The 20,829-nt window shown below is 42.7% G+C and carries 17 protein-coding genes; 6 read left to right on the top strand and 11 right to left on the bottom strand.

What is annotated here, in order from left to right; translation table 11 throughout:
- Nucleotides 1-6 precede the first annotated feature (6 nt).
- Nucleotides 7-618 (top strand): bifunctional 4-hydroxy-2-oxoglutarate aldolase/2-dehydro-3-deoxy-phosphogluconate aldolase, encoded by a 612-nt coding sequence (locus tag ACHFJ9_RS08350; protein WP_395356459.1) that lies wholly within the window; start codon nucleotides 7-9, stop codon nucleotides 616-618.
- Between the two features lie 105 nt (nucleotides 619-723).
- On the opposite strand, the gene xapA is transcribed toward ACHFJ9_RS08350, so the two are convergent.
- Entirely contained in the window at nucleotides 724-1,548 is an 825-nt protein-coding gene (gene xapA, locus ACHFJ9_RS08355) for a xanthosine phosphorylase (protein WP_029821937.1), read from the bottom strand.
- A 121-nt stretch (nucleotides 1,549-1,669) separates the two neighbouring features.
- On the opposite strand from xapA, the gene ACHFJ9_RS08360 reads away from it, so the two are divergent.
- The 3 genes from ACHFJ9_RS08360 (at nucleotide 1,670) to ACHFJ9_RS08370 (ending at nucleotide 5,873) form a co-directional block, all read left to right on the top strand.
- Nucleotides 1,670-2,575 carry a LysR family transcriptional regulator gene (locus tag ACHFJ9_RS08360; protein WP_025533060.1) on the top strand — a complete coding sequence of 302 codons (906 nt, stop codon included), beginning with the start codon at nucleotides 1,670-1,672 and terminating at the stop codon, nucleotides 2,573-2,575.
- Between the two features lie 427 nt (nucleotides 2,576-3,002).
- Entirely contained in the window at nucleotides 3,003-5,135 is a 2,133-nt protein-coding gene (locus ACHFJ9_RS08365; RefSeq protein ID WP_395356462.1) for a DEAD/DEAH box helicase, read from the top strand.
- Entirely contained in the window at nucleotides 5,136-5,873 is a 738-nt protein-coding gene (locus ACHFJ9_RS08370; RefSeq protein ID WP_395356464.1) for a DUF2290 domain-containing protein, read from the top strand.
- Nucleotides 5,874-6,046: 173 nt separating this feature from the next.
- Here the strand turns inward: ACHFJ9_RS08370 and ACHFJ9_RS08375 are convergent, their stop codons facing one another.
- From ACHFJ9_RS08375 to ACHFJ9_RS08385, 3 genes are all read right to left on the bottom strand, one after another.
- Nucleotides 6,047-6,463, bottom strand: a complete 417-nt coding sequence (locus ACHFJ9_RS08375) for a hypothetical protein (protein ID WP_193270262.1) — start codon at nucleotides 6,461-6,463, stop codon at nucleotides 6,047-6,049.
- Nucleotides 6,457-8,322 (bottom strand): DEAD/DEAH box helicase, encoded by a 1,866-nt coding sequence (locus ACHFJ9_RS08380; protein ID WP_395356466.1) that lies wholly within the window; start codon nucleotides 8,320-8,322, stop codon nucleotides 6,457-6,459. Before ACHFJ9_RS08380 ends, ACHFJ9_RS08375 begins: the two co-directional genes overlap by 7 nt.
- Nucleotides 8,323-8,620: 298 nt before the next feature.
- Complete coding sequence (locus tag ACHFJ9_RS08385) at nucleotides 8,621-9,169, bottom strand: hypothetical protein (protein ID WP_395356468.1); 549 nt, start codon at nucleotides 9,167-9,169, stop codon at nucleotides 8,621-8,623.
- Nucleotides 9,170-9,302: 133 nt separating this feature from the next.
- On the opposite strand from ACHFJ9_RS08385, the gene ACHFJ9_RS08390 reads away from it, so the two are divergent.
- A complete protein-coding gene (locus tag ACHFJ9_RS08390; RefSeq protein ID WP_193268347.1) occupies nucleotides 9,303-9,590 on the top strand; it encodes a helix-turn-helix domain-containing protein in 288 nt (95 codons plus the stop codon).
- A gap of 25 nt (nucleotides 9,591-9,615) precedes the next feature.
- Here ACHFJ9_RS08390 and ACHFJ9_RS08395 read toward each other — a convergent pair whose 3' ends face one another.
- From ACHFJ9_RS08395 to ACHFJ9_RS08420, 6 genes are all read right to left on the bottom strand, one after another.
- Complete coding sequence (locus tag ACHFJ9_RS08395) at nucleotides 9,616-10,074, bottom strand: hypothetical protein (RefSeq protein WP_395356471.1); 459 nt, start codon at nucleotides 10,072-10,074, stop codon at nucleotides 9,616-9,618.
- A complete protein-coding gene (locus tag ACHFJ9_RS08400) occupies nucleotides 10,067-12,124 on the bottom strand; it encodes a hypothetical protein (RefSeq protein WP_395356473.1) in 2,058 nt (685 codons plus the stop codon). The genes ACHFJ9_RS08395 and ACHFJ9_RS08400 overlap by 8 nt, the downstream gene beginning before the upstream one ends.
- Complete coding sequence (locus ACHFJ9_RS08405) at nucleotides 12,121-13,872, bottom strand: hypothetical protein (RefSeq protein WP_395356475.1); 1,752 nt, start codon at nucleotides 13,870-13,872, stop codon at nucleotides 12,121-12,123. Before ACHFJ9_RS08405 ends, ACHFJ9_RS08400 begins: the two co-directional genes overlap by 4 nt.
- Complete coding sequence (locus ACHFJ9_RS08410) at nucleotides 13,865-15,190, bottom strand: tyrosine-type recombinase/integrase (RefSeq protein ID WP_395356477.1); 1,326 nt, start codon at nucleotides 15,188-15,190, stop codon at nucleotides 13,865-13,867. Before ACHFJ9_RS08410 ends, ACHFJ9_RS08405 begins: the two co-directional genes overlap by 8 nt.
- Before the next feature lie 97 nt (nucleotides 15,191-15,287).
- Nucleotides 15,288-16,646 carry a glutathione-disulfide reductase gene (gene gorA / locus ACHFJ9_RS08415; protein WP_042522575.1) on the bottom strand — a complete coding sequence of 453 codons (1,359 nt, stop codon included), beginning with the start codon at nucleotides 16,644-16,646 and terminating at the stop codon, nucleotides 15,288-15,290.
- Nucleotides 16,647-16,905: 259 nt separating this feature from the next.
- Nucleotides 16,906-17,745, bottom strand: coding sequence for a 23S rRNA (adenine(2030)-N(6))-methyltransferase RlmJ (locus ACHFJ9_RS08420; protein ID WP_005394390.1), 840 nt, complete (start codon nucleotides 17,743-17,745; stop codon nucleotides 16,906-16,908).
- A gap of 395 nt (nucleotides 17,746-18,140) precedes the next feature.
- Between ACHFJ9_RS08420 and prlC the strand changes: the two genes are divergently transcribed.
- The gene (prlC, locus tag ACHFJ9_RS08425; protein WP_006741761.1) at nucleotides 18,141-20,183 is read left to right on the top strand and encodes an oligopeptidase A; all 2,043 of its coding nucleotides are present in this window, start codon (nucleotides 18,141-18,143) and stop codon (nucleotides 20,181-20,183) included.
- A gap of 73 nt (nucleotides 20,184-20,256) precedes the next feature.
- On the opposite strand, the gene asnC is transcribed toward prlC, so the two are convergent.
- Complete coding sequence (gene asnC, locus ACHFJ9_RS08430; RefSeq protein ID WP_005394393.1) at nucleotides 20,257-20,721, bottom strand: transcriptional regulator AsnC; 465 nt, start codon at nucleotides 20,719-20,721, stop codon at nucleotides 20,257-20,259.
- Nucleotides 20,722-20,829 lie beyond the last annotated feature (108 nt).

Below are 20,829 nucleotides of genomic sequence, written 5' to 3' on the forward strand. Positions count from 1 at the left end.
TTCCCCATGACAACACTTGAACAACGATTAAGAGAAATCAAAATCGTCCCAGTTATCGCAATCAACGACGTAGCACACGCTCTGCCACTGGCAAAAGTGTTGGTAGAAAACGGTTTACCATGTGCGGAAGTGACATTCCGCACCGAAGCGGCGGCGGAGTCGATTCGCATCATGCGTGAAGCGTACCCAGAACTGTTGATTGGCGCGGGCACCGTTCTGACCACAGAACAAGTGGATATCGCCATCGAAGCGGGCGTGGACTTTATCGTTAGCCCAGGCTTCAACCCAACCACAGTGAAATACTGTCAGCAACGTGGCGTGACTATCGTACCGGGTGTAAACAACCCAAGCTTGGTTGAGCAAGCGATGGAAATGGGTCTGCGTACGTTGAAGTTCTTCCCTGCTGAGCCATCAGGCGGCGTAAACATGCTGAAAGCACTGACGGCGGTTTACCCAGTGGAATTCATGCCAACAGGTGGCGTAAGCCCATCCAACGTGGAAGATTACCTAGCGCTGAAATCGGTTGTAGCTTGTGGCGGTACTTGGATGGTGCCAACCGCAATGATGGACAACGGCGATTGGAAAGGCATTGCTGAATTGGTTCGTGCAGTTAAGTAAAACGCACAAACGGCTCCGAAATACCCCCGAACGTTAGAAAACGTGACACAAAAAAGGGTCATCAAGTTACTTGATGACCCTTTTGCTTTTGGGAATGAAACGGCTTTAGAAGTGATGCTTCATAAAGCGCTTAATAAAGCGAATGAAATCTGCTTCGGCTAGCTTCGCGCACTTCAATGTTTGGGCGTGAGACAATTCTACATCTCCCAAGCCTTCTGCCATGTTGGTGATCGCACACACTGCCAATACGGGTAAGCCGCAATGCGCCGCAGAAATCACTTCTGGCACGACCGACATGCCCACCACATCACCACCGATGATTTGCATCATGCGGATTTCGGCTGCGGTCTCAAAGTTGGGGCCTGTGTAAGAGACAAACACACCTTCATTCAGGTGAATGCCATTGGCTTTGCCGACTTCAAACGCTTCTGCGCGCAGGTCTTTGTCGTACGCATTGGCGAGGCTGAAGAACCTCGGGCCGTACTCTTCATCATTCGGACCGATCATTGGCGACTCAGGCATGGTGTTGATGTGGTCATGAAATACCACCAGAGAACCGACGTCGATGCGTTCAGGGCGAAGTGAGCCTGCCGCGTTGGTGACGAGCAGAAACTCACAGCCCAGCTTTTTAAAGGTGCGCACGGGCGTTGTCATGACCTTCATTGAGCCGTGTTCATAGTAGTGACCGCGACCTTTCATGCACACTACGTCTACGCCGCCCATGGTACCAAGTACCAACTCACCAGAGTGGCCTTGCACGGTGCTAACCGGAAAGCCTTCGATCTCTTCGTATGGAATGACCACTTTGTCTTGTAGCTCGTCTGCCAATACGCCTAAGCCAGAGCCTAAAATAAACGCCGCTTTAGGTTGGAAGTTTGGTTTGCGTTCGCGAATGGTTTGTAGCGCGCCGATTACTGGATCCTGATTCATGTTAGTCACCTTCTGGTTGTGTGTTGATTCCATTGTGTGACTTTCTGCGCTGGTTATCTTTGCTTTATTCGCTACTATCATCCTTAAAAAGAGGATGATGAAATTCGCTAGGACTCAATGCATGAAGTCAGAACCATTTGAGCGCGTGACGCTGAAGATGCTGCGTTACTTTTACGAGGTCGCACAAACCAAGCATTTCACTAAGGCCGCCGAGAACCTCAATATCACCAATTCGCCGTTGAGCAATCGCATCAAAGAGCTGGAAGAAGTGCTTAACGTCAAACTGTTTGAGCGTGATTCAAGAAACGTCATGCTGACGGAGGCCGGACGATTGTTGGAGTCCAAATGCCAACTGATTTTTCAGACCTTGGATGTCTCACTCAATCAAGTGCAGCAAGTGGGTTTGAACCAGAGAAATATCTTGCGAGTTGGTGTGGTAAGTAGTGCATTTTGGGGTGGCTTTGATCGCCTGTTGCAGCGCTTCCATGCTGAGCATGACACTTATCACGCCGACATTTTTGACCTTAACCCAGAGACGCAAAAGAAGCATCTGAGTGAGAAGAAAATCGACGTGGGCATTGTACGTTTTGCCGATGCACTCAACATTTATCCGTATCAGTCGGTGTCTTTGGGCAAAGATGTGTTTGTGGTGGCGGTGTCGGAGCAACATGAGTTAGCCAGCAAATCTTTGCTGCGGCTCCAAGATTTAAAGGCGTGTGAGTTTGCGTTTATGAGTTTGGCGAATTCTGCCTCGGCAAACTTCATCATCAATGCCTGTCTGCAAGAAGGCTTTTCACCCCATATTGGCAAACAAGTGGTGGAGCCAAGCACCTTGATGGCATATGTAGCAAACAGCAATACCGTGACGTTGGTGCCGTCGACGTTTTCTCAGCATCATTGGCATGGGATTCGTTTTATCAAGCTGAAAGAGTCACTGCGTGCAGACTTGTGTCTGATTCATGATGGTAAGCAGGAGAGTGCTATCAAAGCCGAGTTTATTCGCACGTTATTGGAGAATGCGAGTTAAGCATGGGCTAACAAAAAAAGGTCACCCTAAGGTGACCTTTTCAAATGATTCGCTGAAATCAGCAATGCGATTAGCGCGCAATTAACGCATCGTTGCAGGTTACTGACACACGTAAAATCTGAAAAAATTCTGTAAAACTTTTAACCGTAAAGTAAGTATGTGCTTTCCAGAAAAATGAGATTTAGTGGTTATTTTCCAAAAAACATCTCAATTACAATAGTAGTTTTCCAGAGTTTTTATGTGTTATACCTCACTTTTTTTATACAAAAGTTTCAGAAAAACTATATTTAGTTGCTGTAAGTTCATCTTCTTGATTATCTTCTAAAACTAGTGGTGTCATAAGCCTATAGTTTGATAATTTACAGTAGAATGTAGGTATGTGCGCGCGTATGATTATAAAAAACTATAGAACAAGGTTTTAATGACAATGGAAACAGTAATAACCTCGAAGCTATTTGAAAGTTTACCTTTAGCTAAGCTAGTGGTAGAGCACCTTAAAGCCAACAGTGAAGAATTAGGTCTGGATCAAGCCATTGTCTATTTTGGTTTTCCGAAGTTCTATGGTTATGAATCAGATGTAATGAAGACATCTGATCTAGTCATACTAAGCGAGCAACATGGTATTTTAGCTCTTCGTTTTAGTCAGTTTGATAACACTACTTCATCAGACCAAATCGATGAAGAATGGGATGAGTTTAGAAGTTTAATCTTTTCCAATCTTTACGAAAGTAAACTGCTTAGAACTAAAAAGAAGAGAACACAAGAGTTAAGTATTGGATTTGACGCATTATTCTATGTCGAATCTATTAAAGGTTTGGATTGTGATGCAGATCTCTTCGTAACGTCTATAACAGAGCTTGTCGATACTCTCAATATTATGAGGGATGAAGCTTCAACATTATCTCAAGAAAAATTCAATGAATGTCGTGCGATACTAGAGGGTACAAAAGCTCTATCTGCTGATAAACCAAGAAGCGTAAACGAAGGCGAAAAAGCTAAAAAGGCTTTTACGTTAATGAAGCTTGAAGAAGAAATTAAAATCTTCGATATTCGCCAAAGAAATAGCGCCGTAACTATTATTGATGGCCCACAACGAATTCGAGGATTAGCTGGTTCAGGAAAAACAGTTGTTTTAGCAATGAAAGCTGCTCACATTCACATGGAGTACCCTGAGAAAAAAATTCTATTTACGTTTTTTACTAAAAGCCTCTATGTACATGTAAAAAATCTTATCACTCGTTTTTATCGTCACTATAAGAAAGTGGATCCAAACTGGGATAATTTACAAATCAAACATGCTTGGGGTGGAGCTGGGGTCGATGGGGTCTATTACTCCGCGTGTAACGACAATGGTATTCCTATAGTAAGTTTTACTCAGGCAAAAGCACAATTACCAAGTAATCCGTTTGAGTATGTGTGTTCTGATGCGATCGCTAGTAATAAGCTTAGACCAGAATATGATTACGTATTGATGGATGAAGCTCAAGACATGACGTCAGCATTTTTCCGTCTTATATATCAGATAACAAAAGGGGATAAAGATACTAAGAATATAATTTGGGGTTATGACGAACTCCAAAATATTTTCAAGGTTAAAACACGTTCTCCTAAAGAACTATTTGGTCAAGATAAAAATGGAGAAGATTACATCGATCTTCAAAGAGCTGGGCGAAATTTGCCAGAGTATTTAGACAACGATATCGTACTTACTAAATGTTATCGAAACCCTCGAGAAGTGTTGATTGCTGCCCATGCTTTAGGGTTTGGTTTATATCGAAAGGATGGTTGTGTTCAGAACTTAGAAGACAAAGCTCATTGGGAGGATGTCGGGTATGATGTTTTACAGGGTAATTTTGAAGTTGGCAGTAAAATTCTTGTAGAAAGGCCAAGCCAAAATAGCCCTCTGTCGATATCGGCTTACGAACCTATAGAAGAACTCATTAAATTTAAATCTTTTGATAATCTATCACAGGAGTCTGATTGGGTAGTAGAAAATATAGTTTCTCTACTAAATGAAGGCTTGAAGCCAGAAGATATTATGATTATTGCATTGGATGATCGTAATGCTCGTAGTTATTTCAAAGCTATCCAAAACAGATTAATTGCGAAAGATATTTCATCAAACAATGTATTACTCAACCCGTATAGCTCAAAGTCTTTCATTGAAAAGGGGCAGGTTACAATGTCGACTATTCATAGAGCTAAAGGAAATGAGGCCCCTGCAGTACTTGTTATTGGAATTGACTCCTTGTTTTTCACAGAAGGCAGCCACTACTCACGAAACCGGATCTTTACTGCTTTCACTAGGGCAAAAGCTTGGCTTAGAGTTAGTGGTATTGGCTCGAATGCGGATCACTTTTTCAATGAACTGCAGAAATCTATTAGCAGTAGCCCACAGTTAGAATTTATTCAACCAGATCCTGATTTAATCGAAACGCTCCAAAGAGACTTATCAGAGAAGAGTCAAAAACTAAAAGATCTACAACGTAATTACCGCGAACAGCTAGAGCTACTAGGTGTTAGTGAGGAAGAAAAAGCTGAGTTTTTCAAAGGAATCTAAATGAAACAGCAAGACTTCGATAGCGGGATAACGCGTGCACTGGCGATATGTACCAAGCTGAAATTAGAACCAAGAATGGTTTCGCCAGTTAGCTTAAAGGTGAATAAGAATTTCAATAAGGTAGCATTAGCAAATGGATCGACACATGAGGAGATTTACTTTGCAGGGTTAAATGAAGGCTACTACAACTTCATTCTTAATGATTTCTCCTACTTTCACTTCTCGTTTCGAGAGGTGAAAGCTAAACCAGGACAACCTAAGTTATCTTATCCGTATGAAATTCGTATGGCTTTTTACCCAAACCCTATGAATTCTAGTACGTATACAGATACTCCTGACTCACCACAAGACTTATTACAAACTTATCACCAGTATTACATTGATGATGAATGGTCATTTGAGGACTACACACAAGCACTTTGTGAGCTAAGGGCGAATATAACAACTCCAATATTGAGGTATGACTTAAGTGAAGATCAGCATAAGAGAGTTAATCATCCCATAGCCCACCTTCATTTAGGTGTAAACAACAGTTCGAGAATTGCAACTAACAGAGTTTTTACACCAGAATTATTCACGACTTTTGTGCTTAGCAATTTTTATAGAGTTCAGTGGGAACTAATGAGTGGTAGTGACTTGAAGTTAGATGGGGAATACAAGCGAACTAAGAACAACTGCAAAACAATTAACGCGAGTTTTTACTGTGATATTCAGCGTGGTGCTCTAAATATTGTCTGATCTTTGATTATCAACGCATCGGTAGTTTGATCAATAAATAGTATTTTAAGGATAAGTGTCCAAAAACTATATGAACGGGCTACTCTATGAAGGGGCATCCTTATTAGTAGGTCTTTGCTAACAAGAATTAGCCCCAAAATATTACTTTTCTTTCTTGTGTATTTTTATTTAAGCTAGGCAACTAGTGGTGTTTTTATAAACTTTTGTATTTCACAAGGAACAGTTTTGATAATTTGGTTGAGGTTATCTTCTGATCCTGTCAATTGGATAAGTTTTTTAACGGTAGTTTTTAGATCTTCAGAGCGATCCCATTGCACTTTGTAACGACCTTTTCCCACCTTTTGCTCTACCGATTGTAAATACATACTTTTGCTATACGTGTATTTCATCGATATGCAGTTGATTTGATCATTATCATCTACTTCTTCAAATGAGTACGTCATCACTAAAGAGTCTGAGCTCTTTTTGATATTCATATCGACATAATGTTCCTCAAACATTGTGTCAACGATATCACTGGGTTGTACACCTTTTGATAAGTAGGTAGCTACTAGCTTTTCCAGTACTTTATTGGTTTGATTGCTTAACATGATAACATTTTCCTCAACTCATTCATGAGCGATGGCACTTGATTGATTGAGTCTAGCAAAGCTTTGTTATCGCGGTCGTTAACTTTACCGTACTTCTTTGCCAGCTTTGTGTTTATATACCTAACTAATACTCCATCATTTGGGGTATCAGCTTTGAGGTAGGGGATTATACTCATAAATCTAGGTGCTAGCTCGCAATTTTTTTCATTGATTCCTAGATCACTTAGAAGGCTAGCAGCTTCATCTTGAGCTTTCTTCGTCAGCAATTCTCTTAGTCTTTTTCGAGCTAAATCAGGTCTTTTTTCGATTAGTGCGGGGTCAATTTCAGATGATATCTTGTTTGTTTCTTTTTCAATTAATTTGTTTTTGATTACCTCAAAATCATCTTCATCAAGAATACCGGCTTGTTTCAAGGCTTCGATTTTCCCTGAGACATTATCTCTAATTTCAGCTCTTTTTTTCTCAAAAATGTCGTTAAAGTCTATGTCATTCAAGTAGGAGTCTTTGTCACTAATGTAGACATTTTCACTTGAAACTCCAGCTAAGCTAGTAGTTCTTTCTGCATACTCCCCAGATAGACCAGTGTAATCACGAACTCTTTGTTGTTTAGCTCTGTCGACTTCTTGTTGAAACTTGTTCCACATGAAGTTGAGTCCCGTTTCTTCATGGAAGATAACAACAGCGTTATTATCTAACTCAAATGCAGTTGTCTCTTCTTCTGGAATTGCGCGAAGAACTCGTCCTACTATTTGTGCAAAAGCGTTGATACTTCTATATGGCCTAAACAGCGCGAGTATTGTGAGGTAACGATGGTCATATCCCTCCATGAGCATGTTTACTGAAATTATAACTTGGCACCCATGCCTATTTATTTGTTCAAAAGCAGCTTGAAGAGCATCTGGGGCCATTTCGCTGTGAACAATAATGCTGTCCAAGCCTTTAGATTTATACCATCTTAGTAAATCTTCTGCGTGCTTTATACTACAGCCAACTGCAAGTATTTTGTGGGGCACATTTGGGCTGAGATCTTCTAGTTCTTTTAGACGTTGTATACTGTTTTCTATAACATCAAGTGAACATGCCTCTGATAATGCTACGCTTTTCTCTAACCACTCTTTATCTTTAAGTTGAAGTACTTCGTCTTTGGTTAACTTAACATCCGGTTGCTCTGCTATTGTAAAGTAAAGTTCGTTGGCATTGACTGTTTCTTTCCTAAGCCATTTGACGTAGCGATCTCTCATTACTTCAGATAGCGGTGTTTCGTGGATTTTTTCACCAGGGATAGCTTGGTTATCACCACGATACGGTGTTCCAGTAACATGTAGTTTTTTTGCATTTGGAAAGTACTCTAAAACTTCTTGCCATGTGGATGCAGGGGCATGATGTGCTTCATCTATGATAACCATATCAAAGAAATTATGATCTACGATATTTCGACTCAAAAGGCCAGACTCTCGGCTACTAGTGAGTTTTTGTATATTAGAGTAAATAATATGACTTGCTCTTAGGTGCTCATCAGATAGTTGAGAACGATATTCAGATATGACGGGAAGATGTGAGGGATTGAAGATTACGTCATAATTTACCCAAAAATTATCATCTAAAACCTCTTGGGTTTTTTGAATACTTTGTTTCGTTACTAAGCCTGGTGTGATGATTAAAACTCGTCCCTTGCAGATGCCAAAGGGAGCAATAGATATTAGTCCACTTTTACCGGTGCCGGTTGGTAGAACAACTAGTGCTTCACCGCTCGGGCTATCCTGGAAATAGTCTTGGATTTTTATGTAGGCTTCAATTTGTGGATTTCGTAGTTTTTGATTTGCCTCGATATTAACAGGCGTGGTCATGAAGTAAGACATTTAGGAAGTGCTCTTATACGTATTGTTACATACTCCCATTGTTGTATATGATGCTCTTTTGAACAATCATACTGCTGTGCTAAACAGAGCAATTGTGAGCTTTAATAAGTTTCTATATTGCAAATCCGCAGTAACTCGCGAAATGTGAGGTCGGTTTAGGTGATCCCTATTTCCTGCCAATGATTAATTTCAATAAAATACAACAATAAATCAATATTTGTGATTGCTCGGAAAAATGACGCATCCTGTTCGTATAGGGAACTTAGCCATGGCCACCGTAGTGCAGTATTGTCTTCTTTTAGCGCTGTTTTTGTATCTCGTACAAGGAATTGAGGACGTTTGAAAGAGCGTTTAAGTTCCCTAAAAGTTCTACCGAACGTTCATGAGCTTTTTGAGTAAGGGGATAAACTATCTTTACAAGTTTGGGGAAACGCTCCTCTAGTTGCTTGTACCTTGTTATTTCACATAAAGTAATTTCAAGTTCAGCTTCCACTGCCCTTTTTTCATTTTTAATTGTTTCAACTTCACACGCGGGAACTTTATTACCTCGAAGATGAGGTGAGCTTTCTAAAGGGGAGCTCAGTTTGTTCGGAGTGACGCAGAGACTCTTAAAATCTTCGGTTACGGAATACCTCTTAGTTCGCCCTTTTCCAGAACTACTTAACCATCCCTTTTGTTCGAACTTGTAGAGCTGTTGATACAGAGATTTTCTAACATCATTTAATTCTAGGATTTCCCCAGTCGAAGATATCAGATTATTACTGGCTTCCGTGACAGTAAACTTATCCATCTGATTAGTTACCAGAATGGTATACATATTCGCGTTGATTTTATTGGTTTTTGTCATTCTTCTAGTTACCACATGAAAACTTAGGATTGCTAAGTATACGTGAATCAGTAAAACTTAGACAATCTAAGTCATCAAGGCCTCTAGTTATGAACATACTGTGGAACAAAATCCGATACCATATAGACTCAAAATGGCTCGTAAGAAAGCCGGCATCACCCAAAAAAATCTCGGGGTGATTATTGGTATGGATGAAGGTTCAGCAAGTGGTCGAATGAACCACTACGAAAAAGGAAGGCATACTCCAGATATAAGTACATTAAAAAAAATGGCTGAAGCACTTGGAGTTCCACTAAATTACTTTTTTTGTGAAGATGATGATTCTGCAGAGTTGGCTTGTTTGATCGCCAAATTGAATGAAACTGATAAGAAGAACCTTATCGAACACATAAAAAGTCTTTCAACTGATGCTGACGAATAATAATCTTATCGTCGTATTCGAAAGCTCACCTGATTGAAACAATCTGACTTCGCTTGAGTTGCGCTAATTCCTCACGTAACTTCGCATTTTCTATCTCTAGCTCTTCGATGGCACTCAGCGCTTTTACCAGTTTATCATTGAGGTGATGTTGTGCTGAAGCGAACAATGCTAACTGTTCTTTTTTAGTCTCAAACTTCTCTTTGTAGTTTTCTTTTATACGCTTTTGATCTCGAAGTTTAATTTTTACGGATTCAATTTCTGGTTTAACATATTCGCCCTTGGTTTCGGCAATATCAGCTTTGACCTGTTTTACCTTTTGAACGAAGTCAGGGTAGTAATAACCACTACCATTACCTAAATTTGCCTCTTCCTCTACAGCTCTTACGCTAAGTTTTCGTGTGGAGGGAATACGCTTTTGTTGACCTTGGACAATCCTCTCAAGAGCAGCTTCTAGCGCCAGTAGTGTATTTTCACCTTTACCCATGCGAAACAATCTCCTTCATATTTAATCCAGCTTCAAAGGGCGTAAAATCCATTTCAAAGTCGGTCATCACATTTTCGGCTGCTCTAATCTGGGTAATATAATGACTTCGTTCAATGACGGATATATCTTCACCAGACTCCATATAGGCGACTAAACTACGATGTTTTTTTTGCCACCATTTAGCTTGTTGTTCATCTATGATGCTACTACCAGATCTACAATCAACACAGAATTGAGGAGTGACAATTCCATCCATATCGCACTCATATCCTGATTTGCAGTAGCTATGCGCTGTACCATGTAGAGTTAGCTTTCCTTCTTTTACTGCCTTATAGATAATGTCCCAGGAGCTATAAATGATCGGCACATCTCCTCGCATTTTCATGATCGCTTTGCCATGACTGCCCGAGAGCGTTTCGTCAGAGTGCCATTGTTTGAATATTTTATTGGCGGTGGTTTCTGCATTAATTTCATCGAGCAATTGCTGCATTTTAGGATCGACCTTTAAATCTCGAAGGCTCGCCAACTTGCCACCGTTGGTGTACCACTCAGTCATTGAGAGATACAGGTGTTTAAATTGCTGCTTAAGCGCAACCAGTGTCCCCAAACGATTCTTCACGCAGTAAAACGCTAGTGTGCGCCTAAATTGGTGAGTGCTCATAGGCCATGGTTTTCCGATAATAACTAATGTTTTTATTCTATCTAGCGAGCGAGGGTTGGAGGCTAAACATTCTTGATAATCATCTTCTGTGACTAGGAAACCAAATTGCTTGCAAAAACGCTTTAATCGCGTATTCCAATCCGTGATTACTCTAGGTGGTACTGAGCGCGCTCCCTGATTCAGCCATAATGAATCTGCATACTTTTCATCAGGGTATACAGTTTCATTTCGCCAGCGTTTAGTCAAAACTGTCATTAAGTCTATTGCTGTTTTGGAAGCTGCCGCTGTTACCCACGTCTCGCGTTTTTCTCCTAATTTAAAGGTATGAGATTGCAACATATGATGAACTCGACCGCTCAAGGAATCTTCGTAATAACTATTTGGTGTTATCTTGTCTAGCTCTGAGTCTCGCATTCCGCTGAACCCACCACAAACAATGTAGCTAGCAGTAATGAGTTGGCCCAAGTAACGTCTAAATTCATTTGCGTCGTTAAGAGCAATACTAGGCAATTCGTCTTTTAGTGGTTGAATGATATTTTTTCGCTCATGGGGTTGGTAGTGAGGAACGAGGGATGCGTATTTGCGGGTATTTATGCTCCCATCATCATTTAAAAAGGCATAGGTGTAACCCTGTTGAACCTTAAAATCTAAAGCTCTCTTGCCTTCAAGATAGTTGTCTTGTAGTGCGCTTTCGGTATTGGCCAAGAGCTCTGCATGAGGCAATGCTTCTTCAATTAGTGCTATCGCCTTGCCATAGATGGCATGACATAACTGTTCAGGAATGACCAGAAATTGCTGATCGCCTTTTTCACTTAGTCTTAGAGCTTCTTTTTTAGATTGTATAGGCTTGATACCCAGAGGTATGTTGTGCCAACCTTCGTAGTGGGTTACTCCATTTATAGCAACAAATGCCCTTAAAAGTGTTTGTTGAGCATAACCTTGCCGCTGAAGGTAATTGTCAAGTTTCAATCTTAATGATGCAGAGGATAGTGCAGATAATGATTTTTGGTTTTGTTGCATTAAGAATGTGTAAACTTTTTTTATGGAGCTAACTTGAGAATATACACTTAAAAAACGGAGTGTTTTTTTTGTTTTTTGATTGGAATAAAAAAGCCATCCAGAGGTGAACACTTTGAGTTCACGCTGTAATTCAGGTGCGGAGTCAAAGTTTGAAAAGTCGAGACTATTTTTTGCCCTGTTTCGCGAAAAAGGGTGGCAAGGCCAAATACTTTGTCCAAAAGTAGCTGTTACATTACCGTCTTTATCTTTGCAAATTACGACGTCATCCAATTCATCAAATCTCTTTTCGTGATACAGATTAATAATATCTATGGGATGTACTTTGTGGTTTTCGGGGAAATTCGAAGCATATAAGTGGTTATTTTTCATTTTGACATCCCTTGAGCTGAGGATGAGGTAAGATTAGTTACAGAGTCCGCATCATTCCAAAGAGGGTGATAGCTTTCATTATCAAGTTTAGTTTCTACTTGTTTTAGCAGTTTTTTGTTTATGTTGGGTAAGATTTTTTCGTCTATGAACGCCACGACTCTTTTAAAGTTTTGGTTGTAGTGATTGGCATCAAGGTGCAGATATAGTGATTCTTCTATACACGCTTTGAAGCTAAGTAGACACCAAATATCTGGGAGCGACTGAACAATCACCTGACTGGGACAACCAAAACAACCTAGCAAATCAGCACAAGACAGTTTTTCTCCTTCACTTAGCAATCCTCGCTTAAGGGCTTTCTTGGTGTACCTTTCGGACTTCTCACCAAAGGGAGTGGCGCAACTCGTACCATTTGGAGTTCGACTCAGATCAGGTAAATTGATTTTGTTTTCTTCTTCTATGACTAAAACATTAATATTTAAATTGGCTTGTGCCTCTTTTGTGTTAACACCCGCTTTAATCTCCTCTTCTCGTATCGACATCGTGTCTTGCATCATGCCAATGTTGGCTATTCGGTTTCCTTCGCTATAGCATTTTTTCCTCGTGTTAGGGGTGTTGCCTAACATGATGTCATTTACTATTTCTCCTTGCTGATAGGCCGTTAGTTGTGCACCTGTCTCACGAAATCGGCTTACCATTGGGCGTAATCGACGTCCAGTTTGATCGACGAATGCAAAATGTTTTTCAACCCAGATTTTTAAGAAGCTTTGAAGAACGACATTTTTCATCGGCGTGGCTTGCCGCTTTGTTACGGTTTGAAGTAGTGTTGCGCTCTTATCCGCTGATATTAAGCGAGAGGCTCTGAGCAAATTGTCGAAAAATTGCATTGCATATTTCGGAATGCCCAGTCTATGCCCGCCCACCTCAATCTGAATGGTTTTAAATGCTCTACGCTTAAATGCGGGCATGGTGTACCAAACTTCTCCAGCTGACATAGAGGCACTATGTGGCTGCGGGAGCCGTAATAAATCACTGGTGTTTGCATAGGTATAATAAGATAAAAGATACGTAGCTGCGCTCATCATTTTTGATATACCACCAAATAGCTCATAGGTTTGACCTTTCCACTCAAAGGTCATGGTGGGCCTGCCTTTGTTAGTGTTGATGTGCGTTTCAGGTGACTCAATGAATTGATAGTAGGTTTGTCTGAACAGACTACGCAAGAAAGGAAGTAACTGATTTAAATCGCTGCGAGTATAGGCTTCAAAAGGTTCCGAATCAGCCTTATCCATCATCGTTACTGCGTTGAAATAGCTTGATGGAAAATCTAAATAATCACGAAATATTACCAAAAGACAAGAGTACTGCCGTTGATAAGTTGAGCGTTTTAGTGTTCCTTGCATAACCCTTGTATGCAAGTGGGACATATAGCCTTCGAGTGATTTCTGCGTGAAGGCAACTGCATTCTTTTGATCACACCATCGGAAATATTGAGATAAAAGCATGTATTGAGAAAGTAGAGTGTTATGACTCGCCCCTTCTTCTATCTTTTCACCAAAGCAAGTTTTTATTTGATTCACAGAGCTTTTACGATTCGCGTCTTCAAATTTCCCGCCTTTCTGTAATTCATTCGTGGTAGGAAAGTGCTTAACCAAAAAACGATTAAAATCTACGAGGTTATTACTTTCCGTATCCAACTGGAAACAAAGCTTTGAATCCCAGCCGTGGAGGTATGAAACATTATCACTCATCCTCGCCACCTAGCGCTTCGTGCATAATGGAATCGAGGATGCCAAACTTCACTTTGAATGCCTCTTTGCGTTTTAGAAAGCGTAAATACTTCCAAGTGGTACTCTCGTCTTTATGTCCCATCCAGCTCATTAGAAGCTCCATACATTCGGTAACGGGCAATTTCGCCTCTAACATATCATTGAGACGGTAAGTGCAATAAGTGGCGCGTAAATCATGAAAGCGGTGTGTAAATGATCCTTCTACCTGTTTTAATTCAGCCCTAAATTCAACCCATCGAGCCTCAATGGATTTTCCTGTGGCAGGATTGCCTTGCTGACTAACAAAGAGGGGGTCATGACGCTCACAACGCTCCAGTATTTCAACGTTTTTTTGAGCGAAAGAAGGAGCATCACCATCCAATTGATCGATTTTTTCGTTGAGCTTGGTGACACGCTGAAGGCGGCGCTCTGATGTTCGATACTCATTCAATAAATGGAGTAAATCTGATGAAATCTCAACACGTCGCGTTTTTAGATACTTGGTTTGTACGCCCGTTGTTCGAGGGCATAACAACATTTCAAACCGATGCTGGCTTTCAGCAAGCGGGGTTGCAGTATCCAGCGCATCTAACGACAGCGTTGCTACTTCTTCAACTCGCATTCCTGTATCAATTGCAAGCAAGACTTGTAAGCGTAACTCTTCAGACGCTTGTGGTAGGTGTTGAGTTAAAATGCCAAGAGCATCACGGCTTAATGGGGATAGCGGTCTAATGTTTTTGCTATCTGCATCCCTCGGTACTTTTATGCGTAAATCACTGGTCTCAACAATAAAGGTTGGGGATAGATGGGCAAGCATCCCATTGTTCTGAATAGAGGCAAACTCCATTTTGAATGGGGCTTCTTTCTCTTTTTTTATGTTTATATAACCATCGTGCATCAGCCATTTATAGTAATTGACGATTTGGTTCATACGAACGCTGGCTGTGCTGTGGGCAAGCTCGCCTTTTTTTATCTGCTTAAGTAGGTGGGAGCGGAAAAGGTAAGTCGGCTTGAGCCGTTTGACTGGCGGGAATTTATTCCAACTCAGCTCATTATCCTCAAGAAATTGGTAATAGGCACGCAGAGCCTGTGCGCAGGGAGATAGGTCTTTTGCCTTTTTTATGGCCTTGAGATAAAACAGGTAGCTGTTAGCTTCGTGATTGAATACACCATCTTGCGAAAAGAGGGTTGGCAGCGAACCGATATTGTCATTGAAAGGCAGGCAATGGAATGTACCATTATCCAGTTTTTGCAGCTCTGTCTCATTGAAAACATCGCTGGAGTGTACAAGGTATGTCATAAATCATCCTGAAAAATATCACTGTCCATGTATACAATATGGACAGTGATTAATTATTTCCCAGATTTATTTACGTGTGTAAGATGCTTTTCCTACACTAACCCCTCATGGTAACGAACTCTTCTGAGCCCGTTGGGTGGATAGCCACAACAGAGTCGAAGTCTGCTTTGGTTGCGCCCATCTTCATTGCTACGCCGAAGCCTTGGATCATTTCATCTACCGTGAAACCGATGCCGTGCAGACCAACAACCGTTTCTTCTTCGCCCGCACATACAAGCTTCATCTTACATGGTTGACGGTGCTTAGTAACAGCGGTGTACATCGCAGTAAAGCCAGATGTGTAAACTTTGATGTTGTCTTTGCCGTACTTCTCTTCTGCTTCTTGCGTTGTAAGACCGATAGTGCCGATTGGTGGGTGGCTAAATACCACAGTTGGTACCAAATCGTAGTCCATCTTCGCGTTTGGTTTGTTGTTGAACAAACGCTCAGAAAGTTGACGACCCGCTTTCACTGCTACTGGTGTTAGTTCGATACCGCCTTCCATGATGTCACCCACACAGTAGATGCCTTTCACGTTAGTTTCTTGGTATTCGTCTACCTTGATGTAGCCTTTTTCGTTCGTTGCCACACCGGTTGACGCTAGGTTGATTGCGTCTGTCGCTGGGTGACGACCGATTGCCCAAATCAGTTGGTCAACGTTTTGGCTTTCACCGTTTTCTAGGTGCAGAGTTAGGCTGCCATCGGCTTCTTTTACCACTTCTTTTGGTACAGAGTGGGTGTGCAGTTTTGGACCTTCTGCGTCCATCACTTCAACCAATGTATCGATGATCATTGGATCGAAGCTACGCAGTGGTGACTCTTTACGTACGAACAGGTGCGTTTCTGTACCTAGCGCGTGCAGTACGCCAGCAATTTCAACTGCGATGTAGCCAGCGCCCACAACCGCAACGCGTTTTGGTTGCTCTGCTAGGTCGAAGAAGCCGTTTGAGTCGATGCCGTATTCAGCGCCTGGAATGTTTGGAATAGTAGGACGACCACCAACCGCGATCAGGATGTGATCTGCTGTGTAGTGTTCACCGTTTACTTCGACAGTTTTTTCGTCAACAAACTTAGCAAAGCCTTTAATCACGTTTACTTTATTGTTGCCTAGAACGCGATCGTAAGATTGGTGAATACGACCGATGTATGCCTGACGGCTCTCAACCAGTTTGCTCCAGTCGAAACCTTTCACGTCGACATCAAAACCGTAATCTTCTGCGTACAGGTTCATCGCTTCTGCGATTTGCGCGCCATGCCACATCACTTTTTTCGGTACACAACCTACGTTTACACAGGTACCGCCAAGGTCTTGAGCTTCGATTAGCGCAACTTTCGCGCCGTACATCGCCGCACGGTTTGCAGATGCGATGCCGCCACTGCCGCCACCGATACAGATATAGTCAAAATGAGTCGCCATTACTTTCTCCAAGAGCTTATAAATTTTATCTGGTACATAGATAGATTGGGATGACCTTGTCCGAACTCAATGCCACCGTTATCCCACTATCATAAATCGAATTCGACTAATTCCTAAATGGGAAAAAGCGACAATACTTATGACAAATAGCGATGAGAGGCACAAAAAGAAGAATAAGCACGACTGGAGGGAGAAGGTGAGAGCATAAAAAAGCGCAACGAGAATATCGTTGCGCTTGAAGATATCGGTACTGAAGTGCTTACTCTGGCACAATCCAGTCCACTTTCCAGTGGCCAGTTGCTGGTGCGATCGCGTCTTGCAGGAATGGCAGAATCTCTTTCATCTGGCTTTCCAGTTTCCATGGCGGGTTAATCACAATCATGCCGGATGCCGTCATGCCGCGCTCGTTGGTATCTGGTGCAACACCTAACTCGATTTGCAGAATTTTACGAATACCGAGTGCTTCCAAACCTTCGATCATATCTTCGATGTCGTGACGGTTTACCACTGGGTACCAAATCGCGTAGATACCGGTTGCCCAACGTTTATGGCTCTGATGAATCGCTCGCACCACATCGCGGTACTCTTTCGCGAGTTCGTATGGTGGGTCAATCAGCACCAAACCACGACGTTCTTGTGGCGGTAAGCTTGCTTTGAGGCGTTGGAACCCGTCCTCTTTGAAGATGCTCACTTGGCGATCACGATGGAATTCTTGCTCTAACAATGGGTGATCGGCCGGGTGCAACTCGGTCAGCACCATGCGATCTTGTGGGCGGATTTGCGCGCGCGCCACACGTGGTGAGCCTGGGTAGTAACGCAGTTTTTCGCCGTTGTTGAGTACTTTGATGGCATCGATGTAGCTTTTGATGTCTTCAGGAATATTTGGGTTATCCCAAATACGCGCGATGCCTTGTTTGTATTCGCCCGTTTTTTCAGACCATTCGTGAGTCAGATCGTAACGGCCCACACCCGAGTGGGTATCGTGATAAACGAATGGCTTATCTTTTTGTTTCAGCGCATCAAGAATGAGGCTTTGAACGATGTGTTTGACTACATCGGCATGGTTGCCAGCGTGGAAGCTGTGGCGGTAACTTAACAAATTAAACTCTCGAAACACTCTTTGGCTGAGTGTGGTCTGTGATTTTCACTCTATGGCGGTATTATACTCAAGTAACTTAAAGATGTAGAACTTCCAATCAAATCCGTTCCTCTAATAGGGGCTCACTATTGAAATTTCTTTAAGTCACCCACACTTACTATTGGTAATCGAATTGAACTAGGTGAGTTTCTCGTGCTCAAAGAGTGTGAAATCTCATTTAGGTATAACAAGACTCAAGGACAGAGTAGCGCTCGTTGACTATATGGTCATCGCAGCATAGAGAAAGGGAACGGAGCTCCCCCAATCCATGTTGCTGGCTCGTCTGTACATTGAGTTGGCCTATCTACACAAAATAGACAGGCAATCACAGAGTCAAAACACAAAAGGAATTATTCATGTCTAATCCTCTTCTGACGTTTACGGACTTACCTCCGTTTTCTCAAATTAAACCAGAACACATCAAGCCAGCCGTTGAACAAGCGATTGCTGACTGCCGAGCGAAAATCGATGAAGTTCTAAAAGATAATGCTCACCCAACTTGGGACAGTGTGATTGCGCCAATTGAAGAAGCGGATGACCGCTTAAGCCGCATTTGGTCGCCAGTGGGTCACATGAACTCCGTGGTGAACAGCGAAGATCTGCGTGAAGCGTACGAAAGTTGTTTGCCAATTTTGTCGGAATACGGCACTTGGGTTGGTCAGCACAAAGGCCTGTACGAAGCGTACAAAGCGATTAAAGCCAGTGATGCATTCGCAACGCTGACTCGCGCTCAACAAAAAACCATCACCGATGCGTTACGAGACTTTGAGCTATCGGGTATTGGTTTACCATCCGATGAGCAGCACCGTTACGGCGAAATCAGCAAGCGCATGTCTGAGCTCAGCTCTAAATTCTCTAACAATGTACTGGATGCCACCATGGGTTGGACCAAGCACATCACGGATGAGAAAGACCTTGCTGGCATGCCAGAATCGGCGCTGGCAGCAGCGAAAGCCGCGGCAGAAGCAAAAGAGCTCGATGGTTACCTCATTACGCTGGATATCCCATCTTACCTACCTGTCATGACGTACTGCGACAACCAAGAGTTGCGTAAAGAAGTGTACGAAGCGTATGTGACGCGCGCTTCTGATCGCGGTCCAAATGCTGGTAAGTGGGACAACTCAGAAATCATTACTGAGCAACTGAGACTGCGTCACGAAATTTCACGCATGTTGGGTTTCAATACTTACAGCGAGAAATCGTTAGCAACGAAAATGGCCGAAACGCCAGATCAAGTGTTGGGCTTCTTGAATGACCTAGCGACACGTGCGAAACCACAAGGTGAACGTGAAGTCGAAGAGTTGCGTCAGTTTGCGAAAAGTGAGTTTGGCGTTGAAGAATTGAATGTGTGGGATATTGCTTACTACAGCGAGAAACAAAAGCAGCACTTGTTCCAAATCTCGGATGAAGAACTGCGCCCGTACTTCCCAGAGTCAAAGGTTGTCAGTGGTCTGTTTGAAGTGCTAAACCGCGTGTTTGGCATGACAGTTACTGAGCGAGAAGGCGTGGACACTTGGCACGAATCTGTGCGTTTCTTCGATATCTTTGACGCTGAAGGCGCACTGCGTGGCAGTTTCTACTTAGATCTCTACGCACGTGAGCACAAACGTGGTGGCGCGTGGATGGATGACTGTCGTGGTCGTCGTATTACGCTCTCTGGCGAACTGCAAACGCCGGTGGCTTACCTAACGTGTAACTTCAACCGTCCAGTGGGCGACAAGCCAGCACTGTTTACGCACGATGAAGTTGTGACACTTTTCCATGAATTTGGTCACGGCATCCACCACATGCTGACGCAAGTCGAAACTGGCGCGGTATCAGGCATTAATGGCGTACCTTGGGATGCGGTTGAATTGCCAAGTCAGTTCCTGGAAAACTGGTGTTGGGAAGAGGACGCGCTTGCGTTTATTTCTGGTCACTATGAGACAGGCGAGCCGTTGCCAAAAGCGATGCTAGATAAGATGCTCGCGGCGAAGAACTTCCAGTCGGCGATGGGCATTTTGCGTCAGCTAGAATTCGGTTTGTTCGACTTTACTCTGCACACTGAATACGACCCAGAAGTGGGTGCACGCGTTTTAGAAACGCTGGCGAAAGTGAAAGAGAAAGTCGCGGTGGTTCCAGCCGTTGAGTGGGCGCGCTTCTCGCACAGCTTTGGTCACATCTTCGCTGGTGGTTACAGCGCGGGTTACTACAGCTATCTGTGGGCTGAAGTGCTGTCGTCAGACGCGTATTCTCGCTTTGAAGAAGAAGGCATCTTCAACAAAGAAACGGGTCAAAGCTTCCTGAATAACATCCTAGAAATGGGTGGTAGCGAAGAACCAATGGAGCTGTTTAAGCGCTTCCGTGGTCGTGAACCACAAATTGATGCGCTATTACGCCATTCTGGTATTGCAGCGTAAGCGCACGCTGTCTTTCCAAAAATACTAAGGCCAACCATTCGGTTGGCCTTTTTTGTCCATTTTTATAAAAAATTCACGGATTCACACTGCGGTTAATTGGGTTCTGCAGCGATATCAATGTCTCCGTAGACTGAACCTCATCAATGGCTTGCAGCTTGTCGATCAACACAAATTGCAGTTCTTCAATCGATTTGCACATCAATTTGACGAATATGTTATACGCGCCCGTGGTGTAGTAAGCTTCAACGACTTCGTCGAGCGCGTTGAGTTTTTCTAGCGCGGAATGGTAATCACGAGCTGCGTTTAGGTTAATACCAATGAAGCAGCACACATCGTAGCCGAGCTTTTTGGTATTTACGATCACCTCCGTTCCTTCGATGATGTCAGCCGATTTCATCTTCTCAATACGCACATGGATAGTGGCAGGGCTGACATCGAACTGCTTTGCCATTTCTGCGTAGGGCGTTCTGGCGTCAGCCATCAGTGTTTTTAATATTGCGCGGTCAAGGTCGTCGAGTTTCGGCAGGCTCGCATTCATACTATTATTTCCGTTAGGGATAGAGTTTTACCTCCCTTTTATACTCATAGCGGATAGGATTCACAAGGTTTGGCAGGAGTAACTGCGGGTTAACTCCGAGCTATGGAG

The organism is Vibrio sp. D3 (assembly GCF_043995865.1).
Lineage (GTDB): Bacteria > Pseudomonadota > Gammaproteobacteria > Enterobacterales > Vibrionaceae > Vibrio > Vibrio diabolicus.

What these genes read in the sequence shown, in the direction of transcription:
- xapA (WP_029821937.1), bottom strand. Translation starts at nt 1,548, where the DNA reads ATGAATCAGGATCCAGTAATCGGCGCGCTACAAACCATTCGCGAACGC.
- ACHFJ9_RS08395 (WP_395356471.1), bottom strand. Translation starts at nt 10,074, where the DNA reads ATGGGTAAAGGTGAAAATACACTACTGGCGCTAGAAGCTGCTCTTGAG.
- ACHFJ9_RS08350 (WP_395356459.1), top strand. Translation starts at nt 7, where the DNA reads ATGACAACACTTGAACAACGATTAAGAGAAATCAAAATCGTCCCAGTT.
- ACHFJ9_RS08370 (WP_395356464.1), top strand. Translation starts at nt 5,136, where the DNA reads ATGAAACAGCAAGACTTCGATAGCGGGATAACGCGTGCACTGGCGATA.
- gorA (WP_042522575.1), bottom strand. Translation starts at nt 16,646, where the DNA reads ATGGCGACTCATTTTGACTATATCTGTATCGGTGGCGGCAGTGGCGGC.
- prlC (WP_006741761.1), top strand. Translation starts at nt 18,141, where the DNA reads ATGTCTAATCCTCTTCTGACGTTTACGGACTTACCTCCGTTTTCTCAA.
- ACHFJ9_RS08365 (WP_395356462.1), top strand. Translation starts at nt 3,003, where the DNA reads ATGGAAACAGTAATAACCTCGAAGCTATTTGAAAGTTTACCTTTAGCT.
- ACHFJ9_RS08410 (WP_395356477.1), bottom strand. Translation starts at nt 15,190, where the DNA reads ATGACATACCTTGTACACTCCAGCGATGTTTTCAATGAGACAGAGCTG.
- asnC (WP_005394393.1), bottom strand. Translation starts at nt 20,721, where the DNA reads ATGAATGCGAGCCTGCCGAAACTCGACGACCTTGACCGCGCAATATTA.
- ACHFJ9_RS08380 (WP_395356466.1), bottom strand. Translation starts at nt 8,322, where the DNA reads ATGTCTTACTTCATGACCACGCCTGTTAATATCGAGGCAAATCAAAAA.
- ACHFJ9_RS08360 (WP_025533060.1), top strand. Translation starts at nt 1,670, where the DNA reads ATGAAGTCAGAACCATTTGAGCGCGTGACGCTGAAGATGCTGCGTTAC.
- ACHFJ9_RS08385 (WP_395356468.1), bottom strand. Translation starts at nt 9,169, where the DNA reads ATGACAAAAACCAATAAAATCAACGCGAATATGTATACCATTCTGGTA.
- ACHFJ9_RS08405 (WP_395356475.1), bottom strand. Translation starts at nt 13,872, where the DNA reads ATGAGTGATAATGTTTCATACCTCCACGGCTGGGATTCAAAGCTTTGT.
- ACHFJ9_RS08400 (WP_395356473.1), bottom strand. Translation starts at nt 12,124, where the DNA reads ATGAAAAATAACCACTTATATGCTTCGAATTTCCCCGAAAACCACAAA.
- ACHFJ9_RS08390 (WP_193268347.1), top strand. Translation starts at nt 9,303, where the DNA reads ATGGCTCGTAAGAAAGCCGGCATCACCCAAAAAAATCTCGGGGTGATT.
- ACHFJ9_RS08375 (WP_193270262.1), bottom strand. Translation starts at nt 6,463, where the DNA reads ATGTTAAGCAATCAAACCAATAAAGTACTGGAAAAGCTAGTAGCTACC.